Origin of the sequence: Pseudovibrio axinellae (genome assembly GCF_900110875.1) — a bacterium.
Taxonomy (GTDB): Bacteria; Pseudomonadota; Alphaproteobacteria; order Rhizobiales; family Stappiaceae; genus Pseudovibrio; species Pseudovibrio axinellae.
In genome coordinates this window covers 16,381-32,635 of the sequence record NZ_FOFM01000014.1, presented here as the reverse complement: position 1 = coordinate 32,635, position 16,255 = coordinate 16,381, and the positions used below count along the sequence as shown (strand labels likewise).

Genomic DNA, 16,255 nt, shown 5'->3' with positions numbered 1-16,255 from the left:
ATCTCCGGTTATTGCACTTACATAGCGTCGTTATCTAGGATGCCGCCTGCAACAACAGTTGTCAAAACCCGACCTGTCAAAGTTTCGTCCTCAAAAGGAGTGTTCTTTGAACGGGAGCGAATTTTCTCCTTTTCTACAATCCATGGCTTTTGCGGATCAAAGATGATCAGGTCCGCAGGTGCGCCCTTTGAAAGGCGACCGGCTGGAAGGCCAAGACGATCAGCTGGATTGCAGGTCATTGTTGCAAGCAGTTTGGAAAGTGAGATGTCTTCGTTCAAGACGAGGCGCATTCCAGCTCCAAGCATTGTTTCTAGCCCTAACGCACCATCTTCTGCTTCTGCAAAGGGGTGACGCTTAGTTTCCACATCTTGTGGGTTGTGATCGGACATTATTATGTCGATTGTGCCATTTGCCAGTGCTTCTACCATGGCCTGACGGTCATCTTCAGTGCGAAGAGGCGGCGACATTTTGTGGAAGGTCCGGTATGGGCCGATGTCGTTTTCATTCAGCGTGAGGTGATTAATGGAGATGCCAGCGGTTACATCAAGCCCATCATCCTTTGCTTTTTGAATCGCACTTGCACTTTGAGGACAAGAGATCAACCGGGCGTGGTATTTCCCTTTCGCCATTGCCAAAAGGCGCATGTCACGTTCGATGGCGATGAATTCAGCTTCTTTTGGAATGCCCCCCAAACCAAGCCAGGTTGCTCTTAAACCTGAGTTCATGACGCCTGAGCCTGCAAGGTCGGTATCTTTTGCCTGGTGTACAACAAGTGCATCAAAGTCACGGGCATAAGTGAGCAGGCGGACCAGAACGGAAGGGTTGGAGATGGGCAGTCTGTCGTTGGAAAAGGCGATAGCGCCTGCTTCTTTAAGCAAGCCCAGCTCGCTCATGTCCTTGCCCAATAGGCCTTTGGTCAAAGCTGCCATAGGGTGAACGTTGACGAGTGCAGTGTCACGTGCCCGGCGGAGCATGAAGTCCACCAGAGCCGGGTCGTCAATCACAGGATCGGTGTTTGGGCTTGTAATGATGGTTGTGACGCCGCCAGCTGCTGCTGCGCGGCTCGCGCTTTCCAGTGTTTCGCGGTGTTCTGCGCCAGGTTCACCAACGCTCACACCCATATCAACGAGCCCAGGAGCGACTACAGTCCCTTTGCAGTCTATCGTTGTTGCGCCTTCAGGTGCGCCCTGGTTGAGTGCGCTTGCTCCTGCTGCGAGGATTTTGCCATCTTCAACGATAACCGCACCAGCTTCATCAATGTTGTTTGCAGGGTCAATGATGCGGGCGTTTGTCAGGACCAGCGGGCTTACATTCTTGTTCATGCGCGTGTCCTCTAGGAATTGTCAGGAAGGTTATTGGCGAGGGCTTCTAGCACTGCCATACGAATGGCGACGCCCATTTCTACCTGCTCACGGATAAGGCTTTGTGGGCCGTCTGCAATTTCGGCTGCAATTTCCACTCCGCGGTTCATTGGACCCGGGTGCATGACCAGTGCGTCTGGTTTGGCATAGGAGAGTTTTTCAGCATCCAAGCCGTGGTAACGGAAATACTCACGAACAGATGGTACAAACGCACCACTCATGCGTTCGCGTTGCAAACGGAGCATCATGACGATGTCGCAGCCTTTGAGTCCTTCGCGCATGTCTGTGAATACTTCTACGCCCATACTATGAATACCAGAGGGCAGTAGTGTAGAGGGAGCTATGACACGCACGCGTGCTCCCATATTGGAGAGAAGAATGATGTTGGAGCGGGCAACGCGGGAATGACGGATGTCTCCGCAGATGGCTACTGTCAAACCGCCAAGAGTTCCTTTATGGCGGCGAATAGTCAGAGCATCGAGGAGAGCCTGGGTTGGGTGTTCGTGAGGGCCGTCACCGGCGTTTACGACTGCACAGCCAATTTTACGGGCCAGCAGGTGCACCGCTCCTGCGGCGTGGTGGCGAACAACCAGTAAGTCAGGACGCATGGCGTTCAAGGTTGCTGCTGTGTCGATCAGGGTTTCGCCCTTTTTCACCGAGGAGGTGGAGACCGACATGTTCATAACATCCGCGCCCAGGCGCTTGCCTGCAAGCTCAAAAGAAGATTGGGTGCGGGTGGAAGCCTCAAAGAAGAGGTTTATTTGCGTTCGCCCACGCAGAACTGCTTTCTGCTTTTCTACCTGTCGGGACACTTCGACGGCTTCGTCGGCGAGATCCAATAGGTAATTAATGTGGGGAGGCTGCAATCCCTCGATACCGAGGAGATGGCGATGCGGGAACGCGGAGGATCGATGTGTGGTTTTCTTGCTCATCGAAGACCTTTTAATATGCAGAAACCCTATGCTCGTAAAGAGCTCTACAGATGTATATTATTTATTGTGCAAATCTCAGTTGCAACACTCGGGTTAACCTATCAAAATCGTTGGGTAACTCGCGGGAGGAAAAATGGAAAAAGTTTCACAAGCCACGATGACGACCGGAGTAATCAACCAAGCTCCTCCATATTGTGGATATAATCTTGCCGAGAGTGACCCAATTCTCCTTGCTGATTTGGGTGGCACTGGGTCCAATGATTCTGCACGTGAAGAGCTTATCAAGTTTGGTGAGCAGTGTGGAGCCGCAGATGCACTAGATTTGGGGCGATTGGCAAATGTGAACGAGCCAGTGTTGAAAACTCATGATCCATATGGCCGCCGTTTGGATGTTGTCGAGTTTCACCCTTCTTACCATGCATTGATGCGCCGCTCGTTTGAAGCTGGCCTGCACAGCGCTTCTGTTGAATCTATGCAGCCGGGTGGGGAGCGTGCGTTTTTCAATCGTGCGCGCAAATATTTTGTTATGAGCCAGGTGGAAGGCGGGCACCTTTGTCCTGTCACCATGACCAATGCCTCTGCAATGGCTTTAACGCAGTCACCTGAGCTTTCCAAAGTTTGGAATGAACGTATTGCAAGCCGCAAATATGATCAGCGGTTCCGTCCTGCCAGCCAGAAAATGGGTGCAAGCCTTGGCATGGGTATGACGGAGAAGCAGGGTGGGTCTGACTTGCGTCAGATCATTACGCGTGCCGAAAAGGTCTCAGATGACACGTATGTCATTAACGGACACAAGTGGTTTTTCTCCGCTCCAATGTGCGATGCTTTCCTAGTGCTGGCAAAACTGGAAGAAGGACCAACTTGTTTCCTTGTTCCGCGCATTTTGGAAACTGGAGAAGTCAACGGACTGGATTTCCAGCGCTTGAAAAACAAGCTTGGCAATAAATCCAATGCGTCCTCTGAGGTTGAGTTTAACAACGCTGTTGGGTTCCTTGTTGGGGAGCAAGGCAAGGGCATTAAGACCATCTTGAAGATGGTGACCCCAACGCGTGTGGATTGTTGTATTGGGTCTGCTGCGTTGATGCGGGCTGCAATTTCCAGAGCTGTTCATCACACCTCTAACCGCAGCGCGTTTGGATCACGGCTCATTGAAAAGCCGCTTATGCAGCGGGTGCTGGCGGATATGTCCTTGGATATGGCGGCCAGTGAAGCGCTTGCGTTAAAGCTGGCACATTGCATGGACCGGGAAGGTGCAGACAGTCAGGCTGCTGACTTCCTGCGTATTATTACACCAGCTGCGAAATACTGGATTTGTAAAAGCGCGGAGAATGTTGCGGCCGAGGCGATGGAGTGTCTGGGTGGCAACGGCTACGTTGAAGACCATGATGTTTCGCGCATCTATCGTGAAGCTCCTGTGAATAGCATCTGGGAAGGTTCAGGCAACATCATGGCGCTTGACTTACTTCGTGCGATGCATCGCAGTCCAGATAGTTTCATGAATGTGCTTGGTATGCTGGAAACTGATCTGGGACCGGCTGGTAAGGTTTCGGTTGAAGTGCTGCAAGCGGCCGCTAGGACCTGCCTGGAAGATGAGGGCAGTGCCCGGTTGTTGACCGAGCAGCTGGCGATCACAGCTGCTGCTGCTGCATTGAACGAAGTTGCACCGCAGCCAATTGCCAATGCCTTTATTGAGACGCGGATGGCGGGTCAATGGCGTTCCACCTATGGCATGTTGGATGCGCGCTACGATGCTAAGGGCATCTTGGAGTGGCTTTACCCGATCACGTAGGCCACAATCAATAGACATCCAGGAATTGTAAGTGCGGCGGCGACCGTCTGAAGGGTCAAAATTTCGGCCATCAGTTTGGCGTCGCCGCCCATTTTTCTTGCAAGTACATAGCTTGCCGCTGCAGATGGAACCGCAAATACAAGTATAACGATGGTTGCAGAAACTTCATCCAAACCAAGCACTATGACAAAGCACAGGGCGATGGTTGGCGCGAGTATATTACGCATCAACAGGGCCGTCGTCAGTGCAGGTCCAGGGCGTCTTAAAGCCTGAAGATCTAACGCAGCTCCGACACAAAGCACTGCGATTGGCAGTGCTGCGCTTCCCAAAAATGTGAGGTAGTTAGCAATGATCTCAGGGAATTCGATATCTGAGGCATTGAGGATAGCCCCTGCTGCAACGCTGAGAATATACGGGTTCTTCAAAAGCTCCTTTGACAAGGCTAAGGGCGTTGGTAGGGACCCTCCCACATAAATTGCAAGTACTGTCACACACAGCAGGTTGGCTGCTGGTATCAGGATTGCCATGATGATAGCGATGAGCGCGACGCCTTCCTCGCCCAGGCTGTTGGCCGCGATGGCCATGGCGATGAAGACGTTCCAGCGTACCGTACCCTGGAAAATTGAGGTGAAGCGTGGACCGGAGATGGCAAATCGGTGTTTCAGGAAAGGGGACAGGAGAAGGCAAAGAACTGCCAAAGAGATGAAGGTTCCAAGTACTGCTATTGCGATTTCCATCACCGGCATTGCGGAAAATTCTGATGTTCCCACATTGATCAAAATGATTGCAGGAAACAGCACCCAGTAGGCTAGGTCTTCCATTCCCCGCCAGCGTTCTGTGGGGATGATGTTGCGGTGATGTAAGAACCAGCCAGTGGCTGTGAGGAGCAAGACAGAAAATATGGCCGACAGGGCTGAAAACATGCGTGTACTTTTTTGAGGCTATGTGCCGACATTTTTTGTGTCTGGCATCTGGTAAGAAGGTAGACTGAACCTTGGTGGGGTGTCAGTCTATTTACGTAGCCTGAAAAGAGTTCATGCGTAAAGAATGCGGTCTCTCAGATTTTCTCAAGTATTAATGCGGCTGTTGCTGATGCCATTACTCGAAGGCTACGCCGCCATAATTGACGCGATCAAGAAAGCCTTGAAGGATATACGAGGCTGCCATCTTGTCAACAAGCTCTGCGCGGCGTGCGCGGGACCGGTCAGCCTCTATCAGAGTGCGCGTAACCGCTGCGGTTGAAAGCCTCTCATCCCAATACGTCATTGGGATTTCGGTTTTTTTGCTCAAGTTGCGCACAAAAGCGTGTGTTGACTGGCAACGTGGCCCTTCGCTGCCATCCATATTCAACGGCAAGCCGATCACGAGGCCATAGACGCCATGTTCGCGGCAGATCTCCAGCAGGCGATCCGCATCCTGCGTGAATTTTGCTCGTTTTATGGTCTCAAACGGAGAGGCAATCTGGCGCCCTGTGTCTGTCAGAGCCAGGCCGATTGTCTTGCTTCCAAGGTCGATGCCGATCAGGCGGTCATCGTCATAAAGCGAGTCGCAGAAATCTTCGAGAGAAAGTGTTGGATGGTTAGCCATGGCGGCGAGTTAACACGGCTGGTGGTTGAGGCCAAGCAGATAATCTAAACTTTTGTCGGGGACATGGCGCATGCTGTTAAACTCTGCGGCTAGGGTTCTGATAAGGGTCATATAGCAAAGTCATAAATGGATAAGGATATGTGTGGTGCAGGTACAGTTTGAAGAGGGATGGCAGAGCGTGCTTGCTCCCCAGATGAGCGAGCCATACTTCCAGAAGCTTCAGGCGTTTTTGGAGGCGGAGGCTGCGGATGGGAAAGTCGTTTACCCACCGGAGACGGATATTTATGCTGCGTTTAATGCTGCGCCGCTGAAGGATGTGCGGGTGGTCATTCTTGGGCAAGATCCGTATCACGGTGAAGGGCAAGCGCATGGCCTTTCATTTTCTGTGCGTAAAGGGGTGAAGCTGCCGCCCTCGCTGCGCAATATCTACAAGGAGCTGGAGAGCGACCTTGGCATTGAGCCAGCTTTGCATGGTTGTCTGACGCATTGGGCTGAGCAAGGGGTCTTGTTGCTTAATACCTCTTTGAGCGTGGAAGCGGCTAAAGCTGGCTCGCATTCCAAAAAGGGATGGGCGCAATTTACTGATGCTGCAATCAAAGGGCTTTCTGAACGCAGAGAAAACCTTGTCTTCATCCTTTGGGGGGCTCATGCGCAAAACAAGATTGCACTGATTGACGAGCAAAAGCATCTGGTGTTGAGGAGCGTGCATCCTTCCCCCTTATCAGCAAGGCGCGGCTTCTTTGGCTCTGCGCCCTTTTCGAAGACCAACAGCTACCTCAAAGAGTGCGGGCTGCCTGAAATTGATTGGAAAGTACTGTGAGATTTTTAGGTTGGCCCTTATCTACTTCTTTGATTTAAAGGGTTGTGTAACTAAATCCTTACTATGATAAATTGATATTTCAAGTATCTTGAGGGTGCCTTTCGAAGGGCTCCGATGTGGGGGTAGTCGTATGGAGTTACAGTTTTTTGGCCATTCTGCGTTCAAAGTGCACATCCCCGGGGCAACCCTTCTCATCGACCCGTTTTTGACGGATAACCCGACTTTCCCTGAAGGGTTGAGTATTGAAGAGGTGAGTAAGGGCGTTGACCATGTGCTTCTGTCCCACGGCCATAATGACCATGTGGGCGATGCGATCCATATCTTGAAAGAGACCGGAGCAACGCTGACTGCCAACTGGGAAATTTGTATGTGGGCACAGGATAAGGGGGTGGAGAATATTAACCCCATGAACCATGGTGGCTGTGTAGATATGGGCGCATTCGGTGTGGCCTTGACCAACGCAGTCCATAGTTCCGCTTGTTCCTGCGATACTCCAGGCAGCATTGCCGATATTTATCTGGGAAATCCGGCGGGCCTTGTTGTGATGGCTGAAGGCGAACCAACTCTGCTACACATGGGGGATACCGATATCTTCTCCGACATGGAGTTGATCAACGAAATATACCAGCCCCAAATCGGCATTGTGCCAATTGGTGACCGGTTCACCATGGGAGCGCGCACTGCTTCTATGGCATGTGAACGCTTTTTTGATTTTCAGACCATTATTCCATGTCATTACGCAACGTTCCCGCAATTGGCACAAAGTGCAGACGAATTCGTTGAGTTGATGGGAGACGATGCATTCCGAGTTGCAACACTTAAGCCTGGTGAGACGGTTGAGGTAAAGAGCATTCAACCTGCTCCTTGAGGCAGTGATTTTGCGCCGCGCAAAAAGGCCCCGGCCGTTGCCGAGGCCCTATTGCCTTAAAGGGTAGCCTGCTTTTGTTTTCTTAGAGGTCTTCTTCTGGCTTGTGTTTTATGTCGGGCCAGTTTTCATTTGCTCTGGTAATGGAGGCCTCAGGGTCTTTTAGGAAATGACGCTGGGCACCTGCATGTGCGTTCAGGTAAAGTTTGCCGTCAACGATCTTCCATTGCTCTGGTTGGATCGGGATTTTTAGCCCAAAACTCACACCAGTTGCGCACCAACCGCCGTATTGAGGTGCGTACTTAGCTGGGTCTTGTTGAAATTTGTCGCGGTTTTCTGCTGAAGAGAACAGCCAGGTTACACCCTGATATTGTGTTGAATATTCCTTCTTGCCAGGTACCGGTTTTCCGTCGACGAAGTAGGCAACCGGATCAGTTCCTTTGATCGCATAGCCGTCTTCAACAAAATTGGTAATGTCATCTGCAATTGCTGTTATTGGCGCAACTATAAGTACTGATAGTGCAAGCCCAATTGCGAGAGCTGAGGATTTTAACGTCATGGGCTACTCCTGCCGGCTTTCATCCAGGAACAAGTCTGGCCTGTTCCATTTACTTGAGGGTTAGGTTCAGTCATTGGTTTTTAACTATGTGTGAAAACACTATGCGGGATGCTTCAAATTATGACCAATAACGCTTCTTCACCGTTTTGCGACTTGGTTGTGACTTACTAAAACACGCCTCAAACACGCGCCGAAAGCTATGATTTTGCAGCCTTTGGAACGCGCGGAGCGGGCTTGCTTTTAGGGTCAGGAACGCTGTGCGATGCCTTGCAGGATAGACGAGATCTCTTCGCTTGATGGTTTTCTTCTGCGTATGAGAGTGGTGAAGAACAAAAAGCCCATGAGCTGGTCGATGCTTGTCTCCATCATACTGGTAGAGTTCCAATAGACAAAGATTTGCCTTAGGTGTGTGCGCTGCTCGCCTTCGATGAGTGCGAGCTCTTCGGCCAATGCTGGCTCAGAGAGCAGAGCAAGCCATGCATTTCCTAATGGCGTATCATGAAGAGCGGTCAAGATGTTTGTGATGGCCTCTTGCAAATCATTTTGAAAGGATGAGATGCCGGGATAGGTTGGAGGCACCAGACGGAACCCATTGCGCAGGGCATCTGTTGCCAGCGCTGCCTTGCTAGGCCAGCGCCGATAAAGTGCCTGTTTGGATGTGTTTGTAGTTTCCGCAATGAGCTGGGTTGAGGTGCCGTTATAGCCCTTATTGGCAAGCGCTATGAGGGTTTGGGACAGAACCTGACGTGTCAGCTCCTTGTTTTGCGGGCGGCCCCTTGGTGTGTTTTGCTTAGACATAAGAGGACAACGCTTTGCAGCGATGAGTGGGCGTTATCATGAAAACCTCTCAACATACTCAGTGGGTGTGATGCCGAAGTTTCGTTGAAAAGCACGGCGCAGGTTTTGAATGTGCCCAAAGCCGGAAAGGTGAGCTGCTTGCTTTATTGAGGTTTGTTTCAGCAGAGCAGATCTTGCAATATCCAATCGCAGATTCTCTACAAAGAGCGCGGGCGTGGTGCCAATGTCTTCTTTAAGCCGGCGGTGTAATGTGCGTGTTGATACACCAGAGGATTGAGCCATCTTCTCAATCGTCCAGTTTGCTGCGGGCTGGGACAAAATGAGTTCTGATAGTTTTGCAATGTTAGACTGACCGGCAGCTTGCAGAGACAGGGCAGCGGAAAACTGCGCTTGCCCTCCATTGCGGCGTAGATAAACCACCAGTTCCTGCGCTGTTTTGAGTGAAACTGCTGAGCCTAGATCGCTCTCAATGAGATGCAGTGCCAAATCAATACCAGCGGTGACGCCTGCGGAGGTGTAGATGTTGCCGGATTGGACGAACAGTTTATTGATTTCCCAATCTACGCCCGGATAGGAGGCTTGCGCCATTGAGGCCCGGCTCCAGTGTGTACTGGCTTGTTTGCCGTCCAAAATGCCAGCTTGTGCTAGAATGAGCGCACCAGAGCAGATTGAGATGATACGGGTATCTGATTTACGCAAGGCTGCTTCTTTGAGGAGAGGCGTGAAGGTGCCAGCGCTTATTTCCTGATCAACCATGCCTCCAGGTATGAGAAGGTCAGCCTCTTTGTTCCACTGCGCCAATTCACCATCAACAGCCACTTTGATGCCGGGCTGGGTTTCAACTGGCTTCCCGTCCGCGGATAGGACCCTGAACTGATATCCTGGACGATAGGTACCTGCTGTCCAGAACGCCTGCATGGGGCCAGCTAAATCCAGAAGGTTGATACCGTCATAAACAATTGCATCTATGCAGCGTATCTTGTGGGTGTATGTGTTTGGCATGATCTGAAGCTTTAATGACCTAACTGCCATTAGTCCTAGGGCGTATGGTGGTTGCAGTCAAAGTGAATTTGAGGAACGGTTATGGGGTTTTCAGAGGCCGTGATGGCGCAGACACACCACAAGGCTCGCAACTTCCCGCTTATTTTGGTGGCGACTGCGGTCTTATCAATGCAAATGCCTATTTTGATCGCAACCAGTGCGTTGGCTGGTTCGTATCTGGCACCACATCCAGCGATGGCAACGGTCCCGCTGGCGTTGCAGATGTTTGGCAACTTTCTGTTTGCGGCTCCTATTTCATTGTTTATGGGGCGGTATGGGCGCAAGAGTGGTATTTTGCTGGGTGTGGGCTTGAGCATTGTTGGTGCATTGCTGTGCGTTTATGCGCTTGTTTTTGATCTGTTTAGTGTGTTGCTTGCAGGGCATGTTCTGCTTGGTATCGCCGCTGCTGCCTACTCGTTTATGCGGTTTGCAGCTTCCGATAGTGCTAGCCCTAAATGGAAACCTATGGCGATCTCGCTGAGTATGTCCATGGGGTTACTTTCAGCCTTTGTCGGGCCTTCTCTTGTGGGCGTTGTTAAAGATGTTGGCGGTGTGATTCCATTTGTGGGGAGTTACCTAGCGCTTGCAGGGATTGCCGTTGTTGGCGCGCTCCCTGTGTTTGGGTTGCAGCTTCCAAGTGCTGCAAGTACTGGGAAAAGCGCGGGGTTGTTGACGTCCCTTAGGGTGCTGCGGCGCCCGGTTGTGTGGGGCGCAACGGCATGTGGCGGGCTTTCCTTCGGTTTTATGACCATGCAGATGTCTCCGACACCATTGGCAATGGAGTTTTGTGGGTTTTCCATTTTGCAATCCAGTGATGTGATCCGCTGGCATTTGGTTGCCATGTTCGGGCCTAGTTTTGTGACGGGTTTCATCATCAATCGGGTCGGTGCAACTGCGGTTATGGTGCTGGGGTTGCTGATGCTTGCGGGTGCCGGTGTGGTTGGAGCGCTCAGCGTTGAGCTTTGGGCGTTTTATGTGGCGCTTGTTTTGCTGGGTATCGGCTGGAACTTCGGGTTCATTGGGGCCTCATCGCGACTGGTGGAAGTGGTTTCTGTAGGTGATGCGCCCATGGCGCAAGGTGCAAATGATGCGGTGGTGGCGCTGGTGTCAGCTGTTTGTGCGCTTTCGACAGGCATTTTGTTCAGCACTGTTGGGTGGGCCTGGCTGTCTCTTGTAGCTTTGCCGCTCTTGCTGGGCCTTGCGCTTTGGTTGGTCGTGGAAAGCTTTTTGGGGCGAAGATCTGGGCTTGTGGTTCAATAAACGGTCCTAATTGGTACCGTAAATATAAGAATAAGAGGGATGAACGGCAGGACGGTGATTGTTCTGCCGTTTTTATTCGTATATTCCGATGCAGAGTTTTTTGGTCGCTCTGTGCTTTGATTGTACGGGCAGAGCTTCAAGTGGAGAATAAAATGTCGGTAGATCTGAACACGGTGAAGCGTGTTGCCGGGCTTGCCCGCATCAAGGTTTCGCAGGAACAGGCTGAAACCATGACCGGTGAGCTGAACGTAATCCTTGGGTTTGTTGAGCAGCTTGATGAGGTCAACATTGATGGCGTTGAGCCAATGACCTCTGTTGTTGAGCAGTTCATGAAGAAACGTATTGATGACCAGAGTGATGGTGGTTACGCGGACAAAATTGTGTCCAACGCGCCTGTGCATGAAGACAACTTCTTCACCGTGCCTAAGGTTGTTGAATAAGCGCCGCGCGAAGCCTGACCCTATCCCTTTTCAAGGATTACTTAAGTGACTGATCTTACCAAACTGACGATCGCTGAGGCGCGTGATAAACTTGCTGCCCGCGAATTTACTGCAAGTGAACTGACCGAGAGCTACCTTGGTGCGATTGAGGCTGGCAATGAAGCACTCAATGCCTATGTTGCTGTAACTGGCGATATTGCCCGTGAGCAGGCGAAAGCCTCTGATGCGAAAATCGCTGCTGGTGAAGCGCGTCCGCTGGAAGGTATTCCGCTGGGCATTAAAGATCTTTACGCGACCAAGGGTGTGCACACACAGGCCTGTTCTCACATTCTGGATGGCTTTAAGCCAGAATATGAATCCACCGTTACGCAGAACCTGTTTGACGATGGCGCTGTGATGCTTGGCAAGCTCAACATGGATGAGTTTGCGATGGGCTCTTCCAACGAGACGTCTTTTTACGGCAACGTTGTGAACCCATGGCGCCGTAACGGCAGCGACACAGCATTGGTTCCTGGTGGTTCTTCTGGTGGCTCCGCTTCTGCTGTTGCTGCGCATTTGTGTGCTGCTGCAACGGCTTCGGATACTGGTGGTTCTATCCGTCAGCCTGCTGCGCTGACAGGTACTGTAGGCACTAAGCCAACCTATGGCCGTTGTTCCCGCTGGGGCATGGTGGCGTTTGCATCCTCCCTTGATCAGGCAGGTCCGATTGGCCGCACAGTTCGCGATAACGCGATCCTGCTGAAGTCTATGGCGTCAGTTGATGCAAAAGACACAACATCTGTTGATGCGCCTGTGCCAGATTACGAGAGCTTTATCGGTAAGTCTATCAAGGGCATGAAGATCGGTATTCCTCGCGAGTACCGCATGGATGGCACACCGGCTGTTATTGAAGAGCTGTGGCAGCAAGGTATTGCATGGCTGAAAGATGCTGGCGCTGAAATCGTTGAGATTTCTCTGCCGCACACCAAGTATGCTTTGCCTGCCTACTACATTGTGGCTCCAGCTGAAGCGTCTTCCAACCTTGCTCGTTATGACGGTGTTCGTTACGGCCTGCGCGTACCGGGCAATGACATTGTTGAAATGTATGAAAACACCCGTGCTGCTGGCTTTGGCGACGAAGTGAAGCGCCGTGTGATGATCGGTACATACGTTCTGTCCGCTGGTTACTACGATGCGTATTACCTGAAAGCGCAGAAAGTTCGGACCCTGATCAAGCGGGACTTTGACACTGTTTGGGCAGACGGCATTGATGCAATCTTGACCCCAACCACGCCAGATGCCGCCTTCGCACCAGGTGAGATCACTGACCCGGTGACCATGTACCTAAACGACGTGTTCACAGTGACTGCGAACATGGCAGGCGTACCGGGCATCTCCATCCCAGCTGGTGTCAATAAAGATGGTCTTCCACTTGGCCTTCAGCTGATTGGTAAGCCGTTTGATGAAGGTACACTGTTCCAGCTTGGTGATGTGATCGAGCAAGCTGCTGGCCGCTTTGAGCCTTCCACCAATTGGTGGAGCAAATAAGCCTCAGCGCTTGCTGCTATGAAATGAGAAAGGCCTCGGAGAGATCCGGGGCCTTTTTGTGTTTGGTTGTGCGTGTACGGAGTGATTGTTATTTTCTTGTCAACTGAGTTGACAGAATCGATGGCAACTGTTTTGATCTTGTTTATGGAAGAGAAAGAGAAGCCTGCTGAGGCCTCATTGGCGGATATGCTTTATGAGGGAATTCAAATTACGCGGCCATTGTTGCGCCATATCACCAATGCGGTTGATGTGACCTCGCAAACGTTTGGTGTGAGCGTGGGGGAAAGGGCGGTCCTGGAGACCCTGCTTAATAGTGAGGGGGCGTTGACGGCGCCCGCTATCACGGTGCGGCTGGATTTGAAGCGCCAGTTTGTGGCCCGTGTTCTGGCAAGCTGCAAAACTGCCGGGTTTTTGGAAAGCCGGGAAAATCCCGCTCATATGCGTTCTCACTACTACGTGCTGACGCAGAAGGGGCGCGATGCGATCGAAGCGATCCGGGAGGCTGAGGTTTCTGTTCTTGAAGACTTGCTACAAAGCCTGAGCGAAGAAGAGGTGCGAGCGCACCTTAAAGTGCAGCGGGCTTTACTTGCCCGATTTTCTGCAATGGCTCAGGGGTGATTGGGAGAATCCTATGGAAATTTGGTTTGGTGTGGCGCTGCTTTTGCTGGTTGGTCTTGGATATAGTGTTTTGCGGCGGCTGCGTGTGCGGGCGCAGGTCAGGCGTGGGGCAGTTGAACGCAATAGCCAAAATAAAACGGCGCTGCTGGTGATTGATGTGCAGGATGATTTTACCAAGAGCACCCCAAAACGGCAGTGGCCTGAGGGCTATGTAGAAGACAGGCTTGTGCGCATTAATGGGCTGGTAGAGGATGCCCGAAGGCAAGGGCAGCCTGTGATTGTTATTCGTCAGATTTTTAAAGGCGCTTTTGCAAATAGCGTTATGACCCTTTTGGGCGAGGGTCTTGGAACGAGAAAATCTGATGGACTGGGATTAGATCCGCGGCTTGCGTTTGAGGCAGATGCTGAGTTCATCAAACATGTGGGAGATGCTTTTTCGAACCCAGCGCTGGGGGCTTTTTTGAAGATCCACAAAGTGGGCCGCCTGAGGCTTACTGGTCTGGATGGCTGTTACTGTGTGAAGAGTACCGCTCTTGGGGCTTTAAGGCGTGGGTATGTGGTCGATCTGGAGCAGGATGCATTGCTTTCTATCAATCAAAAGGCCTGGTTAAAATGCCGGGATGAGATTGTTGCGAAGGGCGCTCATCTTGTGAGTTCGAAAGCGCATGCTGTTGCTTGATCATGAATAGCCAAGGGCTACACAACTCAAATTACGCAAGGTCCCTAAGACTTGGGCCTTGCTTTTTGAGAGGTCTTTTTTTGTGTGGTAGGCGCAATGATTAAGTTGGTGCAATGAAATGTAGATTATCGTTAACAAATTGCCTCAAAAAAAGAATACGCTTTGATGGTTGGATAGTACTCAACATGGTCCGCTCCACGCTTGTTTCGTATGATAGAGATCAGTAATAATACGTAATAGGCTATTGATTGGGAGGGGAGACTGATGACGTCTTTACAAAAAGTTGTGTGCCTTACGGCTTTGATTGGGGCTTTGCCTGTGGGTGCGGTCGCGGACAATAGAATTGACGGACAGCGTCCAGATGCCCCTGAGCTGGCTGCCTATGGCGAGCATACAATTGGGGTGCGTACTTTAGAGTTTACTCACGCAAATCAGGTAGAAATTCTTGCGTTAGATCCTGGCGCGACCAAGCCCTTGGAACTGCCTCGCTATGATCGCCCACTCACTGTGGAGTTCTGGTATCCTGCGCAGGCTGATAGTCAAGGCAGTACAACTTTGCAAACCTATTTGCGTGACGGGAAAACGCAGGTAGAGCTGGAGGGTAAGGCTCATCGTGATGCTGTACCTGCTGGTGGAGCTTACCCGCTTGTTTTGATTAGTCACGGATATCCAGGTAACCGCTACTTGCTTGCACACCTGGCCGAAAATCTGGCCTCTATGGGGTATGTGGTTGCTTCTATCGATCACAAAGACAGCACTTATAGGGATAAAGCGGCCTTCGGGTCCACCTTGGTGAACCGTTCACTGGACCAGGTGTTTGTGCTCAATGAGATTGAGCGTCTTTCCAAGGATGATGACTTCTTTTTGACGGGGCAGGTTGATACCAGCTCAACTGGTTTGGTCGGCTATTCCATGGGTGGCTATGGTGCGGTGATTACCGCTGGCGGAGGTGTGACGCAGCAGGCGGTGGACCTAAGCTGGGGCGCGCCGCATGGTACGTTAGGCGTTCATCTTGCTGGCAGTGAAAGCCATGGCGCCCTTATCGATCCGCGCATTAAAACTGCTGTCGCGTTTGCACCTTGGGGTCGTGCCCGTGATTTTTGGGATGCCGATGGGCTGAAAGGTGTGCAGATCCCGATGCTGTTTGTTGCTGGCTCGCAAGATGACGTGTCTGGATATGAAGATGGTGTTCGCAAAATCTGGGAGGAAGCTTCTTCTGTCGATCGTGCACTGCTGACATATGAGCATGCCAACCATAATGCCGGAGCGCCGATGCCAGCGCCTGTAGAGTCTTACAAGTATGATGATGACATTGGTTTTAACGTGAGCGAACACTACATTGATGCGGTTTGGGACAGTGTGCGTATGAACAATGTCGCTCAACACTTCGTAACCGCATGGATGGGCCATTATATTAAGGGGGAGGAAGATAAAGCCGGTTATCTGGACTTGGTTGCATCCTCCAACAATGGTGTGTGGTCAAAAGAAGAGGACGGTAGCTTTTCCTCCGAGCATACCTATTGGAAGGGATTTTCAGATCGCACTGCCAAAGGATTGCGGTTTGAATGGCTGAAGGCGAGCAAGTAACGCTCTTTACCTATTAAGTATGAAACAGGGCGCGGCAGAGTTTCTTTGCCGCGCTTTTTTGTGTGACGTCACAGGCTTGGCCTGCTGTGCATGGCCTGTTATTTGGCGAAATGGCGGCTAAGTGGAAAACTTCTGGTTGCCTTCTAAGAGTGTTGTATTGCGCGGGTTGTTGGGCGTGCGCTGTACGCGCATTCCTGGCTTTATGCTCGCACCAAAAATAAGCGTTCAATCGATGCTTGTTGCTAATTTCTGATGTATCTGCGCAGTTATATATTAGGTGTTTACTAGATGTGGGGTGTTTTGCGATTTCAAGACATAGAGACGTGAAATGTACACATTTGCCTTGGGGATTAATGCGGGAAAGGCTGTGGGTATATTGTTTAGATTTCTGC

16 protein-coding genes are annotated in these 16,255 nt (G+C 51.3%); 9 read left to right on the top strand and 7 right to left on the bottom strand.

Annotated elements, in window-relative coordinates; all coding sequences use genetic code 11:
- Positions 1-17: 17 nt before the first annotated feature.
- A complete protein-coding gene (locus tag BMZ51_RS20210; RefSeq protein WP_068010367.1) occupies positions 18-1,322 on the bottom strand; it encodes a dihydroorotase in 1,305 nt (434 codons plus the stop codon).
- An 11-nt stretch (positions 1,323-1,333) separates the two neighbouring features.
- Positions 1,334-2,293 carry an aspartate carbamoyltransferase catalytic subunit gene (locus tag BMZ51_RS20205; protein WP_074882269.1) on the bottom strand — a complete coding sequence of 320 codons (960 nt, stop codon included), beginning with the start codon at positions 2,291-2,293 and terminating at the stop codon, positions 1,334-1,336.
- A 133-nt stretch (positions 2,294-2,426) separates the two neighbouring features.
- On the opposite strand from BMZ51_RS20205, the gene BMZ51_RS20200 reads away from it, so the two are divergent.
- Positions 2,427-4,082: an acyl-CoA dehydrogenase family protein gene (locus BMZ51_RS20200; protein WP_082825733.1), complete on the top strand. Its 1,656-nt coding sequence runs from the start codon at positions 2,427-2,429 to the stop codon at positions 4,080-4,082.
- Here the strand turns inward: BMZ51_RS20200 and BMZ51_RS20195 are convergent.
- Entirely contained in the window at positions 4,067-5,005 is a 939-nt protein-coding gene (locus BMZ51_RS20195; protein ID WP_068010365.1) for an AEC family transporter, read from the bottom strand. The genes BMZ51_RS20200 and BMZ51_RS20195 overlap by 16 nt on opposite strands.
- Before the next feature lie 175 nt (positions 5,006-5,180).
- A complete protein-coding gene (ruvX, locus tag BMZ51_RS20190; protein ID WP_068010364.1) occupies positions 5,181-5,669 on the bottom strand; it encodes a Holliday junction resolvase RuvX in 489 nt (162 codons plus the stop codon).
- A gap of 142 nt (positions 5,670-5,811) precedes the next feature.
- Between ruvX and ung the strand changes: the two genes are divergently transcribed.
- The gene (ung, locus tag BMZ51_RS20185) at positions 5,812-6,489 is read left to right on the top strand and encodes a uracil-DNA glycosylase (RefSeq protein WP_068010362.1); all 678 of its coding nucleotides are present in this window, start codon (positions 5,812-5,814) and stop codon (positions 6,487-6,489) included.
- Between the two features lie 130 nt (positions 6,490-6,619).
- Positions 6,620-7,357 (top strand): metal-dependent hydrolase, encoded by a 738-nt coding sequence (locus BMZ51_RS20180; RefSeq protein ID WP_068010360.1) that lies wholly within the window; start codon positions 6,620-6,622, stop codon positions 7,355-7,357.
- A gap of 82 nt (positions 7,358-7,439) precedes the next feature.
- On the opposite strand, the gene BMZ51_RS20175 is transcribed toward BMZ51_RS20180, so the two are convergent.
- The 3 genes from BMZ51_RS20175 to BMZ51_RS20165 all read right to left on the bottom strand — a co-directional run bounded on the left by BMZ51_RS20175 (position 7,440) and on the right by BMZ51_RS20165 (position 9,713).
- Complete coding sequence (locus tag BMZ51_RS20175; protein ID WP_068010359.1) at positions 7,440-7,913, bottom strand: YHS domain-containing (seleno)protein; 474 nt, start codon at positions 7,911-7,913, stop codon at positions 7,440-7,442.
- Positions 7,914-8,159: 246 nt separating this feature from the next.
- On the bottom strand, positions 8,160-8,711 hold the full coding sequence (locus BMZ51_RS20170; protein WP_068010357.1) for a TetR/AcrR family transcriptional regulator: 552 nt from the start codon (positions 8,709-8,711) through the stop codon (positions 8,160-8,162).
- A 36-nt stretch (positions 8,712-8,747) separates the two neighbouring features.
- A complete protein-coding gene (locus BMZ51_RS20165) occupies positions 8,748-9,713 on the bottom strand; it encodes a GlxA family transcriptional regulator (protein ID WP_068010355.1) in 966 nt (321 codons plus the stop codon).
- An 81-nt stretch (positions 9,714-9,794) separates the two neighbouring features.
- Here BMZ51_RS20165 and BMZ51_RS20160 point away from each other — a divergent pair, with 81 nt between their 5' ends.
- The 6 genes from BMZ51_RS20160 (at position 9,795) to BMZ51_RS20135 (ending at position 15,863) form a co-directional block, all read left to right on the top strand.
- Positions 9,795-11,012, top strand: a complete 1,218-nt coding sequence (locus BMZ51_RS20160) for an MFS transporter (RefSeq protein ID WP_068010354.1) — start codon at positions 9,795-9,797, stop codon at positions 11,010-11,012.
- 152 nt (positions 11,013-11,164) lie between these two features.
- Positions 11,165-11,452 carry an Asp-tRNA(Asn)/Glu-tRNA(Gln) amidotransferase subunit GatC gene (gatC, locus tag BMZ51_RS20155; protein WP_068010352.1) on the top strand — a complete coding sequence of 96 codons (288 nt, stop codon included), beginning with the start codon at positions 11,165-11,167 and terminating at the stop codon, positions 11,450-11,452.
- A gap of 45 nt (positions 11,453-11,497) precedes the next feature.
- The gene (gene gatA, locus BMZ51_RS20150; protein ID WP_068010350.1) at positions 11,498-12,979 is read left to right on the top strand and encodes an Asp-tRNA(Asn)/Glu-tRNA(Gln) amidotransferase subunit GatA; all 1,482 of its coding nucleotides are present in this window, start codon (positions 11,498-11,500) and stop codon (positions 12,977-12,979) included.
- 120 nt (positions 12,980-13,099) lie between these two features.
- Positions 13,100-13,597 carry a MarR family winged helix-turn-helix transcriptional regulator gene (locus BMZ51_RS20145; RefSeq protein ID WP_139201435.1) on the top strand — a complete coding sequence of 166 codons (498 nt, stop codon included), beginning with the start codon at positions 13,100-13,102 and terminating at the stop codon, positions 13,595-13,597.
- Between the two features lie 13 nt (positions 13,598-13,610).
- A complete protein-coding gene (locus BMZ51_RS20140; protein WP_068010347.1) occupies positions 13,611-14,276 on the top strand; it encodes a cysteine hydrolase family protein in 666 nt (221 codons plus the stop codon).
- Between the two features lie 264 nt (positions 14,277-14,540).
- On the top strand, positions 14,541-15,863 hold the full coding sequence (locus BMZ51_RS20135; RefSeq protein WP_068010345.1) for an alpha/beta hydrolase family protein: 1,323 nt from the start codon (positions 14,541-14,543) through the stop codon (positions 15,861-15,863).
- Positions 15,864-16,255 lie beyond the last annotated feature (392 nt).

Coding starts and splice junctions, on each gene's coding strand:
- BMZ51_RS20175 (WP_068010359.1), bottom strand. CDS start 7,913: ATGACGTTAAAATCCTCAGCTCTCGCAATTGGGCTTGCACTATCAGTA.
- BMZ51_RS20160 (WP_068010354.1), top strand. CDS start 9,795: ATGGGGTTTTCAGAGGCCGTGATGGCGCAGACACACCACAAGGCTCGC.
- ruvX (WP_068010364.1), bottom strand. CDS start 5,669: ATGGCTAACCATCCAACACTTTCTCTCGAAGATTTCTGCGACTCGCTT.
- BMZ51_RS20135 (WP_068010345.1), top strand. CDS start 14,541: ATGACGTCTTTACAAAAAGTTGTGTGCCTTACGGCTTTGATTGGGGCT.
- BMZ51_RS20180 (WP_068010360.1), top strand. CDS start 6,620: ATGGAGTTACAGTTTTTTGGCCATTCTGCGTTCAAAGTGCACATCCCC.
- BMZ51_RS20170 (WP_068010357.1), bottom strand. CDS start 8,711: ATGTCTAAGCAAAACACACCAAGGGGCCGCCCGCAAAACAAGGAGCTG.
- BMZ51_RS20205 (WP_074882269.1), bottom strand. CDS start 2,293: ATGAGCAAGAAAACCACACATCGATCCTCCGCGTTCCCGCATCGCCAT.
- gatC (WP_068010352.1), top strand. CDS start 11,165: ATGTCGGTAGATCTGAACACGGTGAAGCGTGTTGCCGGGCTTGCCCGC.
- BMZ51_RS20140 (WP_068010347.1), top strand. CDS start 13,611: ATGGAAATTTGGTTTGGTGTGGCGCTGCTTTTGCTGGTTGGTCTTGGA.
- BMZ51_RS20200 (WP_082825733.1), top strand. CDS start 2,427: ATGGAAAAAGTTTCACAAGCCACGATGACGACCGGAGTAATCAACCAA.
- BMZ51_RS20195 (WP_068010365.1), bottom strand. CDS start 5,005: ATGTTTTCAGCCCTGTCGGCCATATTTTCTGTCTTGCTCCTCACAGCC.
- BMZ51_RS20210 (WP_068010367.1), bottom strand. CDS start 1,322: ATGAACAAGAATGTAAGCCCGCTGGTCCTGACAAACGCCCGCATCATT.
- BMZ51_RS20165 (WP_068010355.1), bottom strand. CDS start 9,713: ATGCCAAACACATACACCCACAAGATACGCTGCATAGATGCAATTGTT.
- BMZ51_RS20145 (WP_139201435.1), top strand. CDS start 13,100: ATGGCAACTGTTTTGATCTTGTTTATGGAAGAGAAAGAGAAGCCTGCT.